This window comes from Pseudomonas sp. 8209 (assembly GCF_028682105.1).
GTDB lineage: Bacteria > Pseudomonadota > Gammaproteobacteria > Pseudomonadales > Pseudomonadaceae > Aquipseudomonas > Aquipseudomonas palmensis.
Genome location: NZ_JANIAH010000002.1, coordinates 16,467 through 34,009, shown reverse-complemented (window position 1 = coordinate 34,009; position 17,543 = coordinate 16,467). Strand labels below are relative to the sequence as shown.

General features: G+C 62.9%; 17 protein-coding genes. 10 read left to right on the top strand and 7 right to left on the bottom strand.

All coding sequences use genetic code 11. The features are described from left to right. Window positions 1–4: 4 nt before the first annotated feature. Window positions 5–277, bottom strand: coding sequence for a hypothetical protein (locus tag NP552_RS03680; RefSeq protein WP_152644145.1), 273 nt, complete (start codon window positions 275–277; stop codon window positions 5–7). Window positions 278–703: 426 nt separating this feature from the next. Between NP552_RS03680 and NP552_RS03675 the strand changes: the two genes are divergently transcribed. Beyond that, window positions 704–2,125, top strand: a complete 1,422-nt coding sequence (locus tag NP552_RS03675) for an amino acid permease (protein WP_043864106.1) — start codon at window positions 704–706, stop codon at window positions 2,123–2,125. 100 nt (window positions 2,126–2,225) lie between these two features. Continuing rightward, entirely contained in the window at window positions 2,226–2,639 is a 414-nt protein-coding gene (gene arfB, locus NP552_RS03670; RefSeq protein ID WP_210014468.1) for an alternative ribosome rescue aminoacyl-tRNA hydrolase ArfB, read from the top strand. On the opposite strand, the gene NP552_RS03665 is transcribed toward arfB, so the two are convergent. The 5 genes from NP552_RS03665 to phhA all read right to left on the bottom strand — a co-directional run bounded on the left by NP552_RS03665 (window position 2,633) and on the right by phhA (window position 6,687). After that, the gene (locus NP552_RS03665) at window positions 2,633–3,832 is read right to left on the bottom strand and encodes an MFS transporter (RefSeq protein ID WP_058540765.1); all 1,200 of its coding nucleotides are present in this window, start codon (window positions 3,830–3,832) and stop codon (window positions 2,633–2,635) included. The genes arfB and NP552_RS03665 overlap by 7 nt on opposite strands. 137 nt (window positions 3,833–3,969) lie before the next feature. Then, complete coding sequence (locus NP552_RS03660) at window positions 3,970–4,101, bottom strand: hypothetical protein (protein ID WP_255002693.1); 132 nt, start codon at window positions 4,099–4,101, stop codon at window positions 3,970–3,972. 203 nt (window positions 4,102–4,304) lie between these two features. Further along, complete coding sequence (locus tag NP552_RS03655) at window positions 4,305–5,498, bottom strand: amino acid aminotransferase (protein WP_210014469.1); 1,194 nt, start codon at window positions 5,496–5,498, stop codon at window positions 4,305–4,307. Then, window positions 5,498–5,854: a 4a-hydroxytetrahydrobiopterin dehydratase gene (locus NP552_RS03650; RefSeq protein WP_036994257.1), complete on the bottom strand. Its 357-nt coding sequence runs from the start codon at window positions 5,852–5,854 to the stop codon at window positions 5,498–5,500. Before NP552_RS03650 ends, NP552_RS03655 begins: the two co-directional genes overlap by 1 nt. A 44-nt stretch (window positions 5,855–5,898) precedes the next feature. Then, a complete protein-coding gene (gene phhA / locus NP552_RS03645; RefSeq protein ID WP_043860279.1) occupies window positions 5,899–6,687 on the bottom strand; it encodes a phenylalanine 4-monooxygenase in 789 nt (262 codons plus the stop codon). 272 nt (window positions 6,688–6,959) lie between these two features. On the opposite strand from phhA, the gene NP552_RS03640 reads away from it, so the two are divergent. Beyond that, window positions 6,960–8,519 (top strand): sigma-54-dependent phenylalanine hydroxylase transcriptional regulator PhhR, encoded by a 1,560-nt coding sequence (locus tag NP552_RS03640; protein WP_043860280.1) that lies wholly within the window; start codon window positions 6,960–6,962, stop codon window positions 8,517–8,519. Window positions 8,520–8,606: 87 nt separating this feature from the next. Here the strand turns inward: NP552_RS03640 and NP552_RS03635 are convergent, their stop codons facing one another. Then, complete coding sequence (locus NP552_RS03635; RefSeq protein ID WP_043860281.1) at window positions 8,607–8,867, bottom strand: DUF2790 domain-containing protein; 261 nt, start codon at window positions 8,865–8,867, stop codon at window positions 8,607–8,609. Between the two features lie 414 nt (window positions 8,868–9,281). Between NP552_RS03635 and acs the strand changes: the two genes are divergently transcribed. From acs to NP552_RS03600, 7 genes are all read left to right on the top strand, one after another. After that, entirely contained in the window at window positions 9,282–11,243 is a 1,962-nt protein-coding gene (gene acs / locus NP552_RS03630) for an acetate--CoA ligase (protein ID WP_043860282.1), read from the top strand. A gap of 535 nt (window positions 11,244–11,778) precedes the next feature. Further along, window positions 11,779–12,561: an ABC transporter substrate-binding protein gene (locus NP552_RS03625; RefSeq protein WP_043860283.1), complete on the top strand. Its 783-nt coding sequence runs from the start codon at window positions 11,779–11,781 to the stop codon at window positions 12,559–12,561. Window positions 12,562–12,651: 90 nt separating this feature from the next. Then, entirely contained in the window at window positions 12,652–13,341 is a 690-nt protein-coding gene (locus NP552_RS03620; RefSeq protein ID WP_054916585.1) for an ABC transporter permease, read from the top strand. Then, a complete protein-coding gene (locus tag NP552_RS03615) occupies window positions 13,338–14,036 on the top strand; it encodes an ABC transporter permease (RefSeq protein ID WP_054916584.1) in 699 nt (232 codons plus the stop codon). The genes NP552_RS03620 and NP552_RS03615 overlap by 4 nt, the downstream gene beginning before the upstream one ends. A gap of 65 nt (window positions 14,037–14,101) precedes the next feature. Beyond that, on the top strand, window positions 14,102–14,866 hold the full coding sequence (locus NP552_RS03610; protein WP_043860285.1) for an ABC transporter ATP-binding protein: 765 nt from the start codon (window positions 14,102–14,104) through the stop codon (window positions 14,864–14,866). Between the two features lie 107 nt (window positions 14,867–14,973). Next, complete coding sequence (gene argR / locus NP552_RS03605; protein WP_043860286.1) at window positions 14,974–15,954, top strand: transcriptional regulator ArgR; 981 nt, start codon at window positions 14,974–14,976, stop codon at window positions 15,952–15,954. A 318-nt stretch (window positions 15,955–16,272) separates the two neighbouring features. After that, on the top strand, window positions 16,273–17,493 hold the full coding sequence (locus NP552_RS03600) for an aspartate aminotransferase family protein (RefSeq protein WP_043860287.1): 1,221 nt from the start codon (window positions 16,273–16,275) through the stop codon (window positions 17,491–17,493). Window positions 17,494–17,543: the final 50 nt, after the last annotated feature.

Sequence of the window (17,543 nt, the reverse complement as noted above, 5' to 3'; positions counted from 1 at the left end):
GCGCTCACACAAGCCAACCTTCGGGTTGGCTTTTTTGTGCCTGTGGTGTTTTCACGTGCCCTTCGCCGGCAAGGCCGGTTCCTACAGGCATTGCACTCGCAGTGTAGGAGTCGGCGTTGCCGGCGGAGGGCCGGCGCAGACACTCCAAGGCAACCAGTGGAAACTTTTTGAACCACGTCGTAAATAATTCGTTACGACTTGTGGCGTACTGATTGGGCAAGCCAGCCCATCCTTCAGGCTGTAAACAAACCTTGCCGAAAACGTCGGCGACGCTCACCTTCCGTCCACGTCAACCTCTTGCCCAACCCCCGCAACCACGGTGTGATAGCCGCCATTGCCAAGTGCAAAAGCCCCGCCGCAGAGCTGGGCAAGCCATAACAAGAAATGGAGGCGCCATGCACGCCGTACACTCCCCCAGGCTCCAGAACCCCCGCCGGACCGCTGCGTCTTGTCATCCGACAGTCACGCAACGTGTTGACCCCTGCGCCAAAGCAAGGGTATACAATGCGCCGCGTTTTAACTGTGACCCAACTGCGTACCGCGCAACCTTGCTGACTCCGGGCTGATTCGCCTCGGGCTGCCGCCCGTGCCGAAGGCTCTGGTCCAAGACTCCTCAAGGTATACCACCTTGTTAATTCCGCTGCGCCACGAGCGCGGTGGGTCCGATTCCGTCACAGATAAAAACAAACAGGTGACTCCGTTCATGAGTGGACAAAACTCGCATTCAGGTGAGCTCAAGCGTGGCCTGAAAAACCGCCACATCCAGCTGATCGCCCTCGGTGGCGCCATCGGCACCGGCCTGTTCCTGGGTTCGGCCGGGGTGATGCAATCGGCCGGCCCGTCGATGATCCTGGGCTATGCGATCTGCGGCTTCATTGCCTTCCTGATCATGCGCCAGCTGGGCGAGATGATCGTCGAAGAGCCGGTGGCCGGCTCCTTCGCCCACTTCGCCCACAAGTACTGGGGCGGTTTCGCCGGCTTCCTGTCGGGCTGGAACTGCTGGGTGCTGTACATCCTGGTGGGGATGTCGGAGCTGACCGCGGTCGGCAAGTATGTCCACTACTGGTGGCCGGAGATCCCCACCTGGGCCTCGGCAGCCGCATTCTTCATCCTCATCAACGCGATCAACCTGGCCAACGTGAAGGTGTTCGGCGAGGCGGAGTTCTGGTTCGCGATCATCAAGGTGCTGGCCATCGTCGGCATGATCGGCCTGGGCAGCTACCTGCTGGTCAGTGGCAGCGGCGGCCCTGAAGCCTCGGTCACCAACCTGTGGGCCCACGGCGGTTTCTTCCCGCACGGCGTCGGCGGCCTGGTGATGGCCATGGCGATCATCATGTTCTCCTTCGGCGGCCTGGAAATGCTCGGGTTCACCGCAGCCGAGGCCGACAAGCCGAAGACCGTGATCCCCAAGGCGATCAACCAGGTCATCTACCGCATCCTGATCTTCTACATCGGTGCCCTGGTAGTACTGCTGTCGCTGACCCCGTGGGACAGCCTGGTCAGCAGCCTGACCAGCTCGGGCGATGCCTACAGCGCCAGCCCGTTCGTGCAGGTGTTCTCGCTGCTGGGCAGCAACACCGCAGCGCATATCCTCAACTTCGTGGTGCTGACCGCGGCGCTGTCGGTGTACAACAGCGGCACCTACTGCAACGCGCGCATGCTCTACGGCATGGCCGAGCAGGGTGATGCGCCGGCCAGCCTGGCCAAGATCGACAAGCGTGGCGTGCCGGTACGCTCGATTCTGGCGTCGGCAGCCGTTACCGTGGTGGCGGTGCTGCTCAACTACCTGATGCCGCACAGCGCCCTGGAGCTGCTGATGTCGCTGGTGGTGGCGACCCTGGTGATCAACTGGGCGATGATCAGCTATTCGCACCTCAAGTTCCGCCAGCACATGGACCGTACCGGTCAGAAGTCGCTGTTCCGCGCGCTGATCTACCCCTACGGCAACTACCTCTGCCTGGCGTTCGTGGTGTTCATCCTGGGCATCATGCTGCTGATGCCGGGCATCCGTGTATCGGTGTACGCGATTCCGGTATGGCTGGTGGTGATGTGGGGCTTCTACTGGCTCAAGAGCAAGCGCAGCGCCAACGGCGCCCCTGCAGTGCCGAGCGCCGCCCTCAAGTAAGCGCAGGATGCTGCAATGAAAGCCCGGCCTTGTGCCGGGCTTTTTGGTTTTGTGCACCAGGGCGGGTATCCTGAAGGCCAATTCGCGCAAAGCCAGGCCCATGCTGATCATTTCCAACGCCGTGCACATTCCCGATGACGAGATCGAATTGAACGCCATTCGCGCCCAGGGCGCCGGTGGGCAGAACGTCAACAAGGTCTCCAGCGCCGTGCACCTGCGCTTTGACATCAATGCCTCGTCACTGCCGCCGTTTCACAAGGAACGGTTGCTGGGCCTGCGTGACAGCCGGATCACCAGCGACGGGGTGATCGTGCTCAAGGCCCAGCAATACCGTACCCAGGAGCAGAACCGGGCCGACGCCCTGGAGCGCTTGCGCGAACTGATTCTGGCGGCGGTGAAGGTCGAGAAGGCGCGGCGGCCTACGCGCCCGACCCTGGGCTCCAAGACCCGTCGCCTGGAGTCAAAGAGCAAGCGCAGGGCGATCAAGGCCGGGCGCGGCAAGATCGACTACTGAAGCGTGTGGCGTACCGGGTTCAGTCGTGCCTGGCGGTACAGGTAAAGGCTGAGCAGCAGGCCGCACAAGGCGGCGATTGCCGCAAACAGAAAGATCGAGGCAAAGCCGAAACCTGCCGCCACGGCCCCCGCCAGTGGTCCAGTTATACCCAGCGACAGGTCAATGAACAGTGAGTAGGCCCCCACCGCGGCACCGCGGTTGGCCGCCGGCACCAGATTGACCGCCTCTACCCCCAGCGCCGGGAATACCAGCGAAAAGCCGAAGCCGCTCAGTGCCGCACCGGCCAGTGCCAGTTCGGCGCTGGGGGCCAGCCACAGCAGCAACAGGCCGATCGTCTCCACGCTCAGGCAGGCAATGGCGACACGGTAGCCGCCCAGACGGTTGATCAGGTTGCCGAACAGCAGGCGTGCGCTGATGAAGCTGGCGCCGAACAGGCTCAGGCACAAGGCGGCGTTGTGCCAGGACTGGCTGGCGTAGTACAGGGTAATGAAGGTGGCGATGGTGCCAAAGCCGATCGAGCCCAGCGCCAGCCCCGAGCCATGCCCGAACACCCGCCCCAGCACATGCAGAAACGGCATGCGCACGCCACTGACGATCGGCGCCGCCTGCTTGGGCCAGGCCAGCGCCAGGCCTGCCGCGCACAGCAGCAGGATGCTCACGCCCATGCTCCACAGCCCCAGCTGCTGTACCAGCACCACCCCCAGCGGTGCGCCGATGGCCAGCGCGCCGTAGCTGGCGATGCCGTTCCAGGAGATCACCTTGGCGGTGTGCTGCGCGCCCACCCGGCCGATGCCCCAGCCGATGGCGCCCGAACCCACCAGGCTTTCGGCGCTGCCCAGCACCAGGCGCCCCACCAGCAGGCTGGTCAGGCTCATCCAGGGCGTGGCCTGCAGCCAGGCGGCCAGCAACATGAACACGCCGCTCAGGCCGCAGCCGGCCAGGCCGTACATCACCGCACGCTTGCAGCCCTGATTGTCGATGAGGCGGCTGGCATAGGGGCGGCTGAGCAGGGTGGCGAGGTATTGCACGCTGATCACCAGGCCGGCGACCACGGCGCCGAACCCCAGGGTGTCGTGCACGAAGCCGGGCAGCACGGCCAGGGGAATGCCGATGTTGAGGTAGCCGATGAAGGTGAACAGCACGATGGAGACGACTTGCAGGGTGACCGCCAGGGGGCGCGGTGTGACAGGCATGGAAGGTCCGGGAGGTGACGGGCTGGAGTGCCTATCATAGACCTGTGGAGCGCGGGGAGGGTTCTTGGCGGTGTGAAAACCCGTTGCCGGGGTCGTCCCCTGTCGTAGTGGTTTTCACACGCCGGGTAGTGCGCGGTTTATTCCTGTTCGGCGCTCGGGGTTTCGTCGCCATCGGAATCTGCCACGTGGGCAGGTTCGGCGCTGAGAGGAGCAGCAGGCTGCTCGGCTTGGTTCAGGCTTGGGAAGGGAAGATTCGGGATTTCATGCATCTCGTCGTTCCTCGCAAGTTTATAAGGTGGAAAGGCTGCGCAAGGCGCGCTTGGCTTCGATAAAGCCTGGGCAGGATACAGGAGTCTGGATGACAGTATGAATTTTCCTGCTGATTGGTGGCCTTCAGCGGCTTCGCCGGCACGGCCAGCGCCTACACGGATCGACGTCGTCCCTGTAGGAGCCGGCCTTGCCGACGAAGGCTTCAGCGACAGACGTCCGCGATGGCCGCCGCCAGCACCTGCAGCCTGGCCGCATCCGCCCCGGCGATGTTCGCCCGCCCGGTACCGACCATGTACACACTGTGCTTCTCGCGCAGTTGCGTCACTTGCTGCGGTGAGAGGCCGGTGTAGGAGAACATTCCGCGTTGCGCGGCGATATGCGCGAACCGCTCGCTCAGCCCATGGGGCTGCAGCGCCTCGACCAGGCCGACCCGCAGCATGGCGATGCGCTGGCGCATGGCGTCGACTTCATCGGCCCACAGGCGCTTGAGCGCCGGATCGCCAAGAATCGTCGCCACCACCGCCGCGCCATGGTCTGGCGGCGTCGACCACAAGTTGCGTGCAATGGATGCCAGCTGACTGCGCACATCCTGCAGCTTTTCGGCGCTGTCGGCGCATACCAGCAGCGCACCGGTGCGCTCGCGGTACAGGCCGAAGTTCTTCGAGCACGAACTGGTCACCAGCAGCTCCGGCAGGGCCTGGGCAAACAGCCTCACGGCCCAGGCATCCTGCTCCAGCCCGTCACCGAAGCCCTGGTAGGCGAAGTCGATCAGCGGCAGCAGTTCGCGGCGCTTGACCACTTCCAGCACCGCCTGCCAGTCCTGCTGCGACAGGTCGAAGCCGGTGGGGTTGTGGCAGCAGGCGTGCAGCAGCACCACGTCGCCCGTGGGCACCGATTCCAGTGCCGCGAGCATGCCGGTCACGTTCAGGCGGTTGTCTGCGCCCACATAGGGGTAGTGGCTGACCTTCAGGCCGGCACTGGCGAACAGCGTTTCGTGGATCGGCCAGGTCGGGTCGCTCAGCCAGATGCCACGCCCTGGCAGGCACTGGCGGATGAACTCCGCCGCCAGTCGCAGTGCGCCGGTGCCGCCCGGGGTTTGCGTGGCGCCTGCGCGCCGGGCTGCGAGCAGTGGCGCGTCGTCACCGAGTACCAGTTGCGCGATCAGTTGTCCGAAGGCTGCATCCCCGTGACCGCCTACGTAGCTTTTGCTGGTCTGGGCGTCGAGCAGGCGCTGTTCGGCCAGCTTGACCGCCTTGGGCACCGGGGTAAGGCCCTGGGCGTCCTTGAACACGCCAACCCCCAGGTCGAACCTGTCGGGGTTGGTGTCCCTGGCGTACGCCTCCATCAGCCCCAGAATCGGGTCGCCTGGCACGCGCGCGATGGCGCCGAAGTGCATTACTTGCGACCTTCTGCGGTGCTGGCGACCTCATCGGTGCGCGCGGCCATGATGAAGTCGTTGCGGTGCAGGCCCTTGATCGAGTGGCTCCACCAGGTCACGGTGACCTTGCCCCACTCGGTCAGCAGGCCAGGGTGATGGCCTTCGGCTTCGGAGATTTCGCCCACTGCGTTGGTGAACGCCAGGGCATGTTTGAAATTCTTGAACAGGAACACTTTTTCCAGCTGCATGATGCCGTCGCGCACTTCGATGTTCCAATCCGGGATCTGCTTGATCAGTACCGGCAGTTCTTCGTCGCTGACCTGTGGGGCGTCGGCACGGCAGGCTTCGCAATGGGCTTGGTTCAAGGCGTTCATAGGTGATTCTTCCGCAAGTGGTTGTTATAGGTGTACAGGGTGGCTCAAGCGGCCACCTTGGGGGGGAATTTGGGGGCGTGCAGGCCCAGCTGCATGGCGCGTTGAACCATGCCCATGATGTCTTCGTGGGCCAGGTCGAACAAGCGCTTGAGCTGCGGCAGGGCGAAGTACACCGGCTGCAGGATATCGATGCGATACGGCGTGCGCATGGCCTCGAGCGGATCGAAGGCCTGGTGTTCCGGTTCGTCGGACAGGCTGTAGACGGTTTCCTTGGGCGAGGAGAGGATGCCGCCGCCGTAGATCCTGCGGCCCTGCGGGGTGTCCACCAGACCGAACTCGATGGTCATCCAGTACAGGCGGGCCAGGTAGACGCGCTGTTCCTTGGTCGCGGCCAGGCCGAGTTTGCCGTAGGTGTGGGTGAATTCGGCAAACCAGGGGTTGGTCAGCAGCGGGCAGTGGCCGAAGATCTCGTGAAAGATGTCGGGCTCTTGCAGATAGTCGAGTTCTTCTTCGGTGCGAATGAAGGTGGCCACCGGAAAGCGCTTGCTGGCCAGCAGTTCGAAGAAGGTCTGGAAGGGGATCAGGGCCGGCACGCGGGCAACTTGCCAGCCGGTGGTGGCGCCCAGTACCTGGTTGATCTCGCTCAGTTGCGGAATGCGGTCATGAGGCAGGTTCAGTTGTTCGATGCCGTCCAGGTACTCCTGGCACGCGCGGCCCTCGATCACCTTCAGCTGGCGGGTGATCAGGGTATTCCACACCGCATGTTCCTGCGGCGGGTAATCGATAAAACCCTGCGCATCGGGCTCGCGGGCCACGTAGTGCGTCTGTTTCATGCTGCTCTCCTGATGAGGGCCTTTATTGTTATAGGGTGGCTTTCGCCATGCCCTAGGAATACCCCCTCACCCTGGTGTTTGCATCCCGTTGCCTCGTGCCCGGCGGGCGGTTCAACCGTATTTTTGTAACGCAGATTTTACGGTGGTGCCAAAGCGCCGAGAAAACGCAGGTGCTGGTAGCTGTGAATCCGCCTTTTTGTAACGTATTCTTTACGAGAATTAATGCCGTTGTGCAGATAGTTGGCCTCGTCTTCTTGTTTGTAGGACCTTTCATGCGTATCAAAGTGCACTGCCAGAACCGCATCGGTATCTTGCGCGACATGCTCAACCTGCTGGTCGAGTACGGGATCAACGTGGCCCGCGGCGAGGTGGGGGGCGAGCATGGCAATGCCATCTACCTGCACTGCCCGAACCTGATCAACCTGCAGTTCCAGGCGCTGCGCCCCAAGTTCGAAGCCATTACCGGTGTGTTCGGGGTCAAGCGGGTGGGCCTGATGCCCAGCGAGCGCCGGCACATGGAGCTCAATGCCTTGCTGGGTGCGCTGGATTTTCCGGTGCTGTCGATCGACATGGGGGGCTCGATCGTCGCGGCCAACCGTTCGGCGGCGCAGTTGCTCGGGGTACGGGTGGACGAAGTGCCGGGCATTGCATTGTCGCGGTATGCCGAGGATTTCGACCTGCCGGAGTTGGTGCGGGCCAACAAGTCACGCATCAACGGCTTGCGGGTGAAGATCAAAGGCGATGTGTTCCTGGCCGATATCGCACCGCTGCAGTCCGAGCACGATGACAGCGAGGCGCTGGCAGGGGCCGTGCTGACCCTGCACCGGGCTGACCGCATCGGCGAACGCATCTACAACGTGCGCAAGCAGGAGCTGCGTGGGTTCGACAGCATTTTCCAGAGCTCCAGGGTGATGGCGGCGGTGGTGCGCGAGGCACGTCGCATGGCGCCGCTGGATGCGCCACTGCTGATCGAGGGCGAGACCGGTACCGGCAAGGAGCTGCTGGCCCGTGCCTGCCACCTGGCCAGTCCGCGTGGGCAGGCGCCGCTGATGGCGCTCAACTGTGCCGGGCTGCCCGAGTCGATGGCCGAGACCGAGCTGTTCGGCTATGGGCCGGGGGCGTTCGAAGGCGCCCGCGCCGAGGGCAAGCTTGGCCTGCTGGAACTGACCGCGGGCGGCACGCTGTTTCTCGACGGCGTGGGTGAGATGAGCCCGCGCCTGCAGGTGAAGCTGTTGCGCTTTCTGCAGGACGGTTGCTTTCGCCGGGTGGGCAGTGACGAGGAGGTGTACCTGGATGTGCGGGTGATCTGCGCGACCCAGGTGGACTTGTCGGAGTTGTGCGCCCGCGGCGAGTTTCGCCAGGACCTGTATCACCGCCTCAACGTGCTGTCGCTGCACATTCCACCGCTGCGCGAGTGCCTGGACGGCCTGGCGCCGCTGGTGGAGCATTTTCTCGACCAGGCCAGCCGTCAGATTGGCTGCCCGTTGCCGAGCCTGGCACCGGCGGCGATGGAGCGCCTGAGCCAATACCATTGGCCGGGCAACGTGCGGCAACTGGAGAACGTACTGTTCCAGGCGGTTTCATTGTGCGACGGCGGGGTGGTCAAGGCCGAGCATATTCGCCTGCCCGATTATGGCGCGCGCCAACCTTTGGGCGAGTTTTCCCTGGAAGGTGACTTGTCGCAAATAGTCGGTCGTTTCGAAAAAGCCGTACTTGAAAGTTTGCAGGGTGAATTCCCCAGTAGCAGAGCACTGGGTAAACGCCTGGGCGTTTCGCATACCACCATTGCCAACAAGTTGCGTGATTACGCAATCGGCAAAGTTGTGGAGTGACTTGAAAGGCGGGGAAGTTACTGTTTTCAGCGAGGGTGCGCCTCGTCGACACAAGGCCCGAGGCGCAACTACCGTCAGTGTGCTCTATCAGCCGTTGGAGCACCCGTTACCCATGACGCGGTATTCGAGAATGTGCTTCTGGCCTTGGGAGTCCTCGTAGGTCATGCGGGCCGGAACCACTTCGCAGACGTTCGGGACTTCGGTCATGGAAATGACTTTGGCGATGTCCAGATGTTGCGAGTAACTGTATTGTTCAACCGGAATCTGCTCGGCGGAAACATCTGCAACTTCAGCCGCCATGGCCGATGCGCAAAAACTACCGAGTGCCAATACCAGTAAAGCTTTCATCTTCAAGTTACCTGTCTAAGGTCGTAAGGGGTCACGCTGCGCTTGTGGCGCGGCGTGTGCAGCAAGTTGAAACTTTCAGGGTTATCGCGGGATTAACATGCCTTCGTGGGGGCTGTTACCAGTTAATTCGCGTTGCCGTTGCTGGCGAGGTGAATTCTAGGAGTGTGGCGGGCCCCGAAACAGAGCCCGTTTTGATAAACACTGTTGGCGGAAACTGTAACAATCAGTTGAAATTTCACCTCGGGATTTATTTTTCTATCTGTTGCCGCGCTGGAGCGCCCGTGCCAGAGCGGTCGGCGCGCAGTGTTGGACCAAATGCAGGTCCCGTTACTACCAACGTCGAATGGCCCTTGGCGCTCTGGTACAGTTAAAACGAGGTCATACAAAAACAACTATTACACCGAGGTAACAAAGATGAGTGCGGCTCCCCTGTATCCCGTGCGTCCCGAGGTTGCGGCCAACACGCTGACCGACGAGGCGACCTACAAGGCCATGTACCAGCAGTCGGTGATCAACCCTGACGGCTTCTGGCGCGAGCAAGCTCAGCGCCTCGAGTGGATCAAGCCCTTCACCAAGGTCAAGCAGACCTCGTTCGACGACCACCATGTCGACATCAAGTGGTTTGCCGACGGCACTCTGAACGTTTCCTACAACTGCCTGGACCGTCACCTGGCCGAGCGTGGCGATCAGCTGGCGATCATCTGGGAAGGCGACGACCCTTCCGAGCACCGCAACATCACCTATCGCGAACTGCACGAGCAGGTCTGCAAGTTCGCCAACGCCCTGCGTGGCCAGGACGTTCACCGCGGCGACGTGGTGACCATCTACATGCCGATGATTCCCGAAGCCGTGGTCGCCATGCTGGCGTGCGCGCGTATCGGCGCGATCCACTCGGTGGTGTTCGGCGGCTTCTCGCCCGAGGCGCTGGCCGGCCGCATCATCGACTGCAAGTCCAAGGTCGTGATCACCGCCGACGAAGGGCTGCGTGGCGGGCGTCGTACCGCACTCAAGGCCAACGTCGACCTGGCGCTGACCAACCCGGAAACCGCCAGCGTGCAGAAGATCATCGTGTGCAAGCGCACTGGTGGCGACATTGCCTGGCACCAGCACCGCGACATCTGGTACGAAGACCTGATGAAAGTGGCTTCTGCCCACTGCGCGCCGAAAGAGATGGGCGCCGAAGAAGCGCTGTTCATCCTCTATACCTCCGGCTCCACCGGCAAGCCCAAGGGCGTGCTGCACACCACTGGCGGCTACCTGGTGTACGCCTCGCTGACCCATGAGCGCGTGTTCGACTATCGCCCTGGTGACGTGTACTGGTGCACCGCCGACGTGGGCTGGGTAACCGGTCACAGCTACATCGTCTATGGCCCGCTGGCCAACGGCGCCACCACCCTGCTGTTCGAAGGCGTGCCGAACTACCCGGACATCACCCGTGTGGCGAAGATCGTCGACAAGCACAAGGTCAACATCCTCTACACCGCGCCCACCGCCATTCGCGCGATGATGGCCGAAGGTCAGGCGGCCATGAAGGATGCCGACGGTTCGAGCCTGCGCCTGCTGGGCTCGGTAGGCGAGCCGATCAACCCTGAAGCCTGGAACTGGTACCACACCACCGTGGGCAAGGAGCGTTGCCCGATCGTCGACACCTGGTGGCAGACCGAGACCGGCGGCATCCTGATCAGCCCGCTGCCGGGCGCCACTGCGCTCAAGCCGGGCTCGGCCACCCGTCCGTTCTTCGGCGTGGTGCCGGCGCTGGTGGACAACCTGGGCAACCTGATCGACGGCGCCGCCGAGGGCAACCTGGTGATCCTCGATTCGTGGCCGGGCCAGTCGCGTTCGCTGTACGGCGATCACGACCGTTTCGTCGACACCTACTTCAAGACCTTCCGCGGCATGTACTTCACCGGTGACGGCGCGCGCCGCGACGAAGACGGCTACTACTGGATCACCGGCCGGGTCGACGACGTACTCAACGTCTCGGGCCACCGCATGGGGACCGCCGAGATCGAGAGCGCCATGGTTGCGCATCCGAAGGTCGCCGAGGCGGCGGTCGTCGGTGTGCCGCATGATCTGAAGGGGCAGGGCATCTATGTCTACGTCACGCTCAACGGTGGCGAGGAGCCGAGCGAAGCATTGCGTCTGGAGCTGAAGAACTGGGTGCGCAAGGAGATCGGGCCGATCGCCTCGCCAGACGTGATCCAGTGGGCACCAGGGCTGCCTAAAACCCGCTCGGGCAAGATCATGCGCCGTATCCTGCGCAAGATCGCCACGGCCGAGTACGACGGCCTGGGCGACATCTCGACGCTGGCCGACCCGGGTGTGGTGCAGCACCTGATCGACACGCACAAGTCGATGAACCTGGCGTCGGCCTGAGTCATCGCCGGCAGGCCGGCCCTTGTAGGGGTCGGCCTGCCGGCGATAGGGCCGGTTGGCTGTCAGCACAAAGCCCCGCACTGCGGGGCTTTTTCATGCCTGTTACGCCGACTTTCATCGGTAACCTTTTCTGTCACCGGTTTCGCACACAAACGGGGCATTGGGAAACGCCGCCGCCCGATCCGGGCGCATCCACCACGCCAATTTTGCATGGCTGCCACGCTGCACTTGCCGGATTACAAGGCTTTGCCAATAATGGGCGCGGTTATTGCTTGATTGATAGGTTATTTGTCTCTCGCTTTTGCATATTCCGCGAAAGCTGTCAATATCTCCGGCCCTGACTTCCGGCGCTTCTGTAACTAGTTGTCGCATTGAAGAAATATCGGGTTCGGAGCTGTCGCTAAAATGCCAATCACTCGCTCGTGATGCCTCGACCCTGTTTCGTCGAGCCCTGCGCAGCTCGCGTTGTACCCATTCGCAACGTCGACGGCCAATCGGCCTGTCACGTATTGCCCTTTACCGATGGAGTTCCCAGATGAAGAAACTCGCACTGCTTGGCGCCCTGGCGCTGTCCGTGTTTTCCCTGGCATCGCTGGCTGATGAAAAACCACTGAAGATCGGCATCGAGGCCGCCTACCCACCGTTCGCTTCCAAGGCGCCGGACGGCAGCATCGTGGGCTTCGACTACGACATCGGCAACGCGCTGTGTGCAGAGATGAAGGTCAAGTGCGTTTGGGTCGAGCAGGAGTTCGACGGCCTGATCCCGGCGCTCAAGGTGCGCAAGATCGACGCCATCCTGTCGTCCATGTCGATCACCGATGATCGCAAGAAGTCCGTGGACTTCACCAAGCGCTACTACCTCACGCCGGCCCGCCTGGTGATGAAGGACGGTACCACCGTCAGCGACAGCCTGGACGAACTCAAGGGCAAGAAGATCGGCGTTCAGCGTGGCTCGATCCACGACCGTTTCGCCAAGGAAGTGCTGGCCCCCAAAGGCGCCACCATCGTTCCCTACGGCACCCAGAACGAAATCTACCTGGACGTTGCCGCCGGTCGTCTGGATGGCACCGTGGCCGATGCGACCCTGCTCGAAGACGGCTTCCTCAAGACCGACGCCGGCAAGGGCTATGCATTCGTAGGCCCGTCCTTCACCGACGCCAAGTACTTCGGTGACGGTATCGGTATCGCCGTGCGCAAGGGCGACGCCCTGAAGGACAAGATCAACACCGCCATCGACGGCATCCGTGCCAATGGCGAGTACAAGAAGATCCAGGACAAGTACTTCAACTTCGACATCTACGGCCCTGACGCGCAGTAATCCGTCGACGTTTCACCTGTTCAATGGTGCAAGCAGCAGAAGCGCTGAGGTTTGCACCATTTTTTCATCCCTAAGGTCGAGGACCTCAACATGTTGAAAGGCTACGGGGCAGTCATCCTCGATGGAGCATGGCTGACGCTACAGCTCGCCTTGTCGTCCATGGCCCTGGCCATCGTACTGGGCCTGATCGGCGTGGCGCTGCGGCTGTCGCCGGTGCGCTGGCTGGCCTGGCTGGGCGACCTGTACGCCACGGTGATCCGCGGGATCCCCGACCTGGTGCTGATCCTGCTGATCTTCTACGGCGGTCAGGACCTGCTCAACCGCGTCGCACCCTTGCTCGGTTTCGACGATTACATCGACCTCAATCCGCTGATGGCGGGTATCGGTACCCTGGGCTTCATCTTTGGTGCATACCTGTCCGAAACCTTCCGCGGCGCTTTCATGGCCATCCCCAAGGGGCAGGCCGAAGCCGGCATGGCCTATGGCATGAGCGGCCTGCAGATCTTCTTCCGGGTGCTGGTGCCGCAGATGATTCGCCTGGCGATCCCTGGCTTCACCAACAACTGGCTGGTACTGACCAAGGCCACCGCACTGATTTCGGTGGTGGGCCTGCAAGACATGATGTTCAAGGCCAAGCAGGCGGCGGACGCGACCCGCGAGCCGTTCACGTTCTTCCTGGCGGTCGCGGCGTTGTACCTGGTGATCACCAGCGTCTCGTTGCTGGCCCTGCGTTACCTCGAGAAACGCTACTCGGTTGGCGTAAAGGCGGCTGATCTATGATTTTCGATTACAACGTCATCTGGGAAGCCATGCCGCTGTACCTGAGCGGCATGCTGACCACGCTCAAGCTGCTGGCGCTGTCGTTGCTGTTCGGCCTGCTGGTGGCAGTGCCGCTGGGCCTGATGCGGGTGTCCAAGCAGCCGCTGGTGAACATGAGCGCCTGGCTCTACACCTACGTGATTCGTGGCACGCCGATGCTGGTGCAGCTGTTTCTGATCTATTACGGGCTGGCCCAGTTCGAGGCGGTGCGCGAGAGCTTCCTGTGGCCGTGGCTGTCCAGTGCGACCTTCTGTGCGTGCCTGGCCTTTGCCATCAATACCAGTGCCTACACCGCCGAGATCATCGCCGGCAGCCTCAAGGCCACGCCCCACGGCGAGATCGAAGCGGCCAAGGCGATGGGCATGTCGCGGGTCAAGATGTACCGCCGCATCCTGCTGCCCTCGGCCCTGCGCCGGGCGCTGCCGCAGTACAGCAATGAAGTGATCATGATGCTGCAGACCACCAGCCTGGCGTCGATCGTGACCCTGATCGACATCACCGGTGCGGCGCGCACGGTCAATGCCCAGTACTACCTGCCGTTCGAGGCGTACATCACCGCCGGTGTGTTCTACCTGTGCCTGACCTTCATTCTGGTGCGCCTGTTCAAGCTGGCTGAACGCCGCTGGCTCGGCTACCTGGCGCCGCGCAAGGGCTGAGCCCGGCGGCAACTTTTTCGCCCCGGGCGCAGGCCCGGGACTGACGCTTTGTGAGAACCGACAGCATGTACAAACTCGAAGTCCAAGACCTGCACAAACGCTATGGCAGTCACGAAGTGCTCAAGGGTGTGTCCCTGGCGGCCAAGGCGGGCGATGTGATCAGCATCATCGGCTCCAGCGGCTCGGGCAAGAGCACCTTCCTGCGCTGCATCAACCTGCTCGAGCAGCCGCATGCCGGCAAGATCCTGCTCAACAACGAAGAGTTGAAGCTGGTGGCGAACAAGGACGGCGCGCTGAAGGCGGCCGACCCCAAGCAGTTGCAGCGCATGCGCTCGCGTCTGTCGATGGTGTTCCAGCACTTCAACCTGTGGTCGCACATGACTGCGCTGGAGAACATCATCGAGGCACCGGTGCACGTGCTGGGCATGAGCCGCAAGGACGCGCTGGAAAAGGCCGAGCACTACCTGGCCAAGGTCGGTGTGTCCCATCGCAAGGATGCCTACCCGGGCCATATGTCCGGTGGTGAGCAGCAGCGTGTGGCGATTGCCCGTGCACTGGCGATGGAGCCTGAAGTGATGCTGTTCGACGAGCCGACCTCGGCGCTGGACCCGGAGCTGGTGGGCGATGTGCTCAAGGTGATGCAGGCGCTGGCCCAGGAAGGCCGCACCATGGTGGTGGTGACCCACGAGATGGGCTTCGCCCGCGAGGTGTCCAACCAGCTGGTGTTCCTGCACAAGGGTGTGGTCGAAGAGAGCGGCAACCCGCGTGAAGTGCTGGTCAACCCGCAGTCCGAGCGGTTGCAGCAGTTCCTGTCCGGCAGCCTGAAATAATCGACCGTGCTACAGTTCGAGGCTGCCGCTTTGCACCAGAATAGGGCATGCTGCGCCTCGATCGAGGCTTTTCTCCCAGACTCCTCTCAGGTTTCGGACCTTACCCAATGACCACCCAGCGAATCGGTTTTCTCCTCTGGCCCAGCACCAAGGCCTTGACCCTGGCGCTGGCCGAAGAGGTCTTGCGGGTGGCCCAGAAGGTGCACCCCGAAGTGGTCTACGAGTTGCTGTTCCTGCAGGCCGAACCTGCGCCGGAGGGCGCCTGGCGCTTGCCTGGCGAAGCCTGGGTGGGGCGGCTGGAAGGTTGCCAGAAGCTGTTTCTGCTGGCCGATGAGCCGCCGCAGGCGGTAGGCGCGGCGTTGGGCAGCGCGCTCAAGCAACTGGTGCGCTCGGGGTGCGTGGTGGGCGGTCTTTCGGCAGGTGTGTATCCGCTGGCCCAGCTGGGCCTGCTGGATGGTTATCGCGCCGCGGTGCACTGGCGCTGGCAGGATGACTTCGCCGAGCGCTTCCCCAAGGTCATCGCCACCAGCCACCTGTTCGACTGGGATCGCGATCGGCTGACCGCGTGTGGTGGCATGTCGGTACTGGACCTGCTGCTGGCCGTGCTGGCCCGTGACCATGGCGCCGAGCTTGCCGGTGCGGTTTCCGAAGAGCTGGTGGTCGAGCGCATTCGCGAGGGGGGCGAGCGTCAGCGCATCCCGCTGCAGAATCGCCTGGGCTCCAGCCATCCGAAGCTGACCCAGGCGGTGCTGCTGATGGAGGCCAACATCGAGGAGCCGTTGACCACCGACGAGATTGCCCAGCATGTGTGCGTATCGCGCCGGCAGTTGGAGCGGATCTTCAAGCAGTACCTCAATCGGGTGCCCAGCCAGTATTACCTGGAGCTGCGCTTGAACAAGGCGCGCCAGATGCTGATGCAGACCAGCAAGTCGATCATCCAGATCGGCCTGTCGTGCGGGTTCTCGTCGGGGCCGCATTTTTCCAGCGCGTACCGCAACTTCTTTGGTGCAACGCCACGCGAAGACCGCAACCAGCGCCGCAGCAACAGCCCGTTCGAGTTGTCGTCGGCGCCTGCCGAGCGCGGCTGATTCGGTAGCGCAGCGCGACCTTCGGCGGCAAACCAGCGCCCACAGCTTCGAAGGGGGCTGCACCGGCCCGAGGGCGCTGGCTTGCCAGCGAATAAGCCCCCGCAAATCCGTGCGTGACACAATCTCCCCGCCAGCACCGCGCACCGTTTAAACTGCGCCTTTGCGACCCTATTTGTCGCATTGCCGAAAGCCTTGGCAAAACAGGGTTTGGCGCTATAAGAAGTTGTCGCTTGGCGGCAAGGCCGGGCGTTCATCAGTCCTTACAATCCCCCCATCGCTCGCCAGTTCCAGGCAGGCGTTCCTCTTCAGGAGACTCCGATGTCCGTTGAGCAAGCTCCGGTGCAACGCGCCGATTTCGACCAGGTAATGGTCCCCAACTATGCGCCGGCCGCTTTCATCCCCGTGCGTGGCCAGGGCTCCCGTGTATGGGACCAGGCGGGGCGCGAGCTGATCGATTTCGCTGGCGGCATCGCCGTAAACGTCCTGGGGCACGCCCACCCGGCACTGGTCGGTGCGCTGACCGAGCAGGCCAACAAGCTGTGGCACGTGTCCAACGTGTTCACCAACGAGCCAGCCCTGCGTCTGGCCCACAAGCTGGTCGACGCCACCTTTGCCGAGCGTGCGTTCTTCTGCAACTCCGGCGCCGAGGCCAACGAGGCCGCCTTCAAGCTGGCCCGTCGTGTCGCCCACGACCGCTTCGGCCCTGAAAAGCACGAGATCATCGCTACCGTGAACAGCTTCCACGGTCGCACCCTGTTCACCGTGAGCGTCGGTGGCCAGCCCAAGTACTCCGACGGCTTCGGCCCTAAGATCACCGGCATCAGCCATGTGCCGTACAACGACCTCGAAGCGCTCAAGGCGCAGATCAGCGACAAGACCTGCGCGGTGGTGATCGAGCCGATCCAGGGCGAGAGCGGCGTGGTGCCGGCCGACAAGGCCTATCTGCAAGGCGCGCGCGAGCTGTGCGACAAGCACAACGCACTGCTGATCTTCGACGAAGTGCAGACCGGCGTCGGCCGTACCGGCGAGCTGTTCGCCTACATGCACTACGGCGTGACCCCCGACATCCTGACCAGCGCCAAGAGCCTGGGCGGCGGTTTCCCGATTGCCGCGATGCTGACCACCGAAGCGCTGGCCAAGCACCTGGCCGTGGGCACCCACGGCACCACCTATGGCGGCAACCCGTTGGGCTGCGCCGTGGCCTCTGCGGTGCTGGATGTGGTCAATACCCCCGAAGTGCTGGCGGGCGTCAAGGCCAAGCACGAGCGCTTCAAGGCGCGCCTGGAGAAGATCGGCCAGCAGTACGGCCTGTTCACCCAGGTCCGCGGCCTGGGCCTGCTGATCGGTTGCGTGTTGTCCGATGCCTGGAAGGGCAAGGCCAAGGACGTGTTCAACGCTGCCGAGAAAGAAGGCCTGATGGTTTTGCAGGCCGGCCCGGACGTGGTGCGTTTCGCCCCCAGCCTGGTGGTGGAAGATGCCGACATCGATGAAGGCCTGGACCGCTTCGAACGCGCTGCCGCTGCACTGACCAAGGCCTGATACCGGCCTGCGGTCCTTCGCTGGCCCCGGTGGCCAGCGAACCGATTCTG

Coding starts and splice junctions, on each gene's coding strand:
- NP552_RS03615 (WP_054916584.1), top strand. CDS start 13,338: ATGATTTTCGATTACAACGTCATCTGGGAAGCCATGCCGCTGTACCTG.
- NP552_RS03655 (WP_210014469.1), bottom strand. CDS start 5,498: ATGCACTTCGGCGCCATCGCGCGCGTGCCAGGCGACCCGATTCTGGGG.
- NP552_RS03625 (WP_043860283.1), top strand. CDS start 11,779: ATGAAGAAACTCGCACTGCTTGGCGCCCTGGCGCTGTCCGTGTTTTCC.
- NP552_RS03650 (WP_036994257.1), bottom strand. CDS start 5,854: ATGAACGCCTTGAACCAAGCCCATTGCGAAGCCTGCCGTGCCGACGCC.
- acs (WP_043860282.1), top strand. CDS start 9,282: ATGAGTGCGGCTCCCCTGTATCCCGTGCGTCCCGAGGTTGCGGCCAAC.
- phhA (WP_043860279.1), bottom strand. CDS start 6,687: ATGAAACAGACGCACTACGTGGCCCGCGAGCCCGATGCGCAGGGTTTT.
- NP552_RS03610 (WP_043860285.1), top strand. CDS start 14,102: ATGTACAAACTCGAAGTCCAAGACCTGCACAAACGCTATGGCAGTCAC.
- arfB (WP_210014468.1), top strand. CDS start 2,226: ATGCTGATCATTTCCAACGCCGTGCACATTCCCGATGACGAGATCGAA.
- NP552_RS03675 (WP_043864106.1), top strand. CDS start 704: ATGAGTGGACAAAACTCGCATTCAGGTGAGCTCAAGCGTGGCCTGAAA.
- NP552_RS03660 (WP_255002693.1), bottom strand. CDS start 4,101: ATGCATGAAATCCCGAATCTTCCCTTCCCAAGCCTGAACCAAGCCGAG.
- NP552_RS03620 (WP_054916585.1), top strand. CDS start 12,652: ATGTTGAAAGGCTACGGGGCAGTCATCCTCGATGGAGCATGGCTGACG.
- NP552_RS03600 (WP_043860287.1), top strand. CDS start 16,273: ATGTCCGTTGAGCAAGCTCCGGTGCAACGCGCCGATTTCGACCAGGTA.
- NP552_RS03635 (WP_043860281.1), bottom strand. CDS start 8,867: ATGAAAGCTTTACTGGTATTGGCACTCGGTAGTTTTTGCGCATCGGCC.
- argR (WP_043860286.1), top strand. CDS start 14,974: ATGACCACCCAGCGAATCGGTTTTCTCCTCTGGCCCAGCACCAAGGCC.
- NP552_RS03665 (WP_058540765.1), bottom strand. CDS start 3,832: ATGCCTGTCACACCGCGCCCCCTGGCGGTCACCCTGCAAGTCGTCTCC.
- NP552_RS03640 (WP_043860280.1), top strand. CDS start 6,960: ATGCGTATCAAAGTGCACTGCCAGAACCGCATCGGTATCTTGCGCGAC.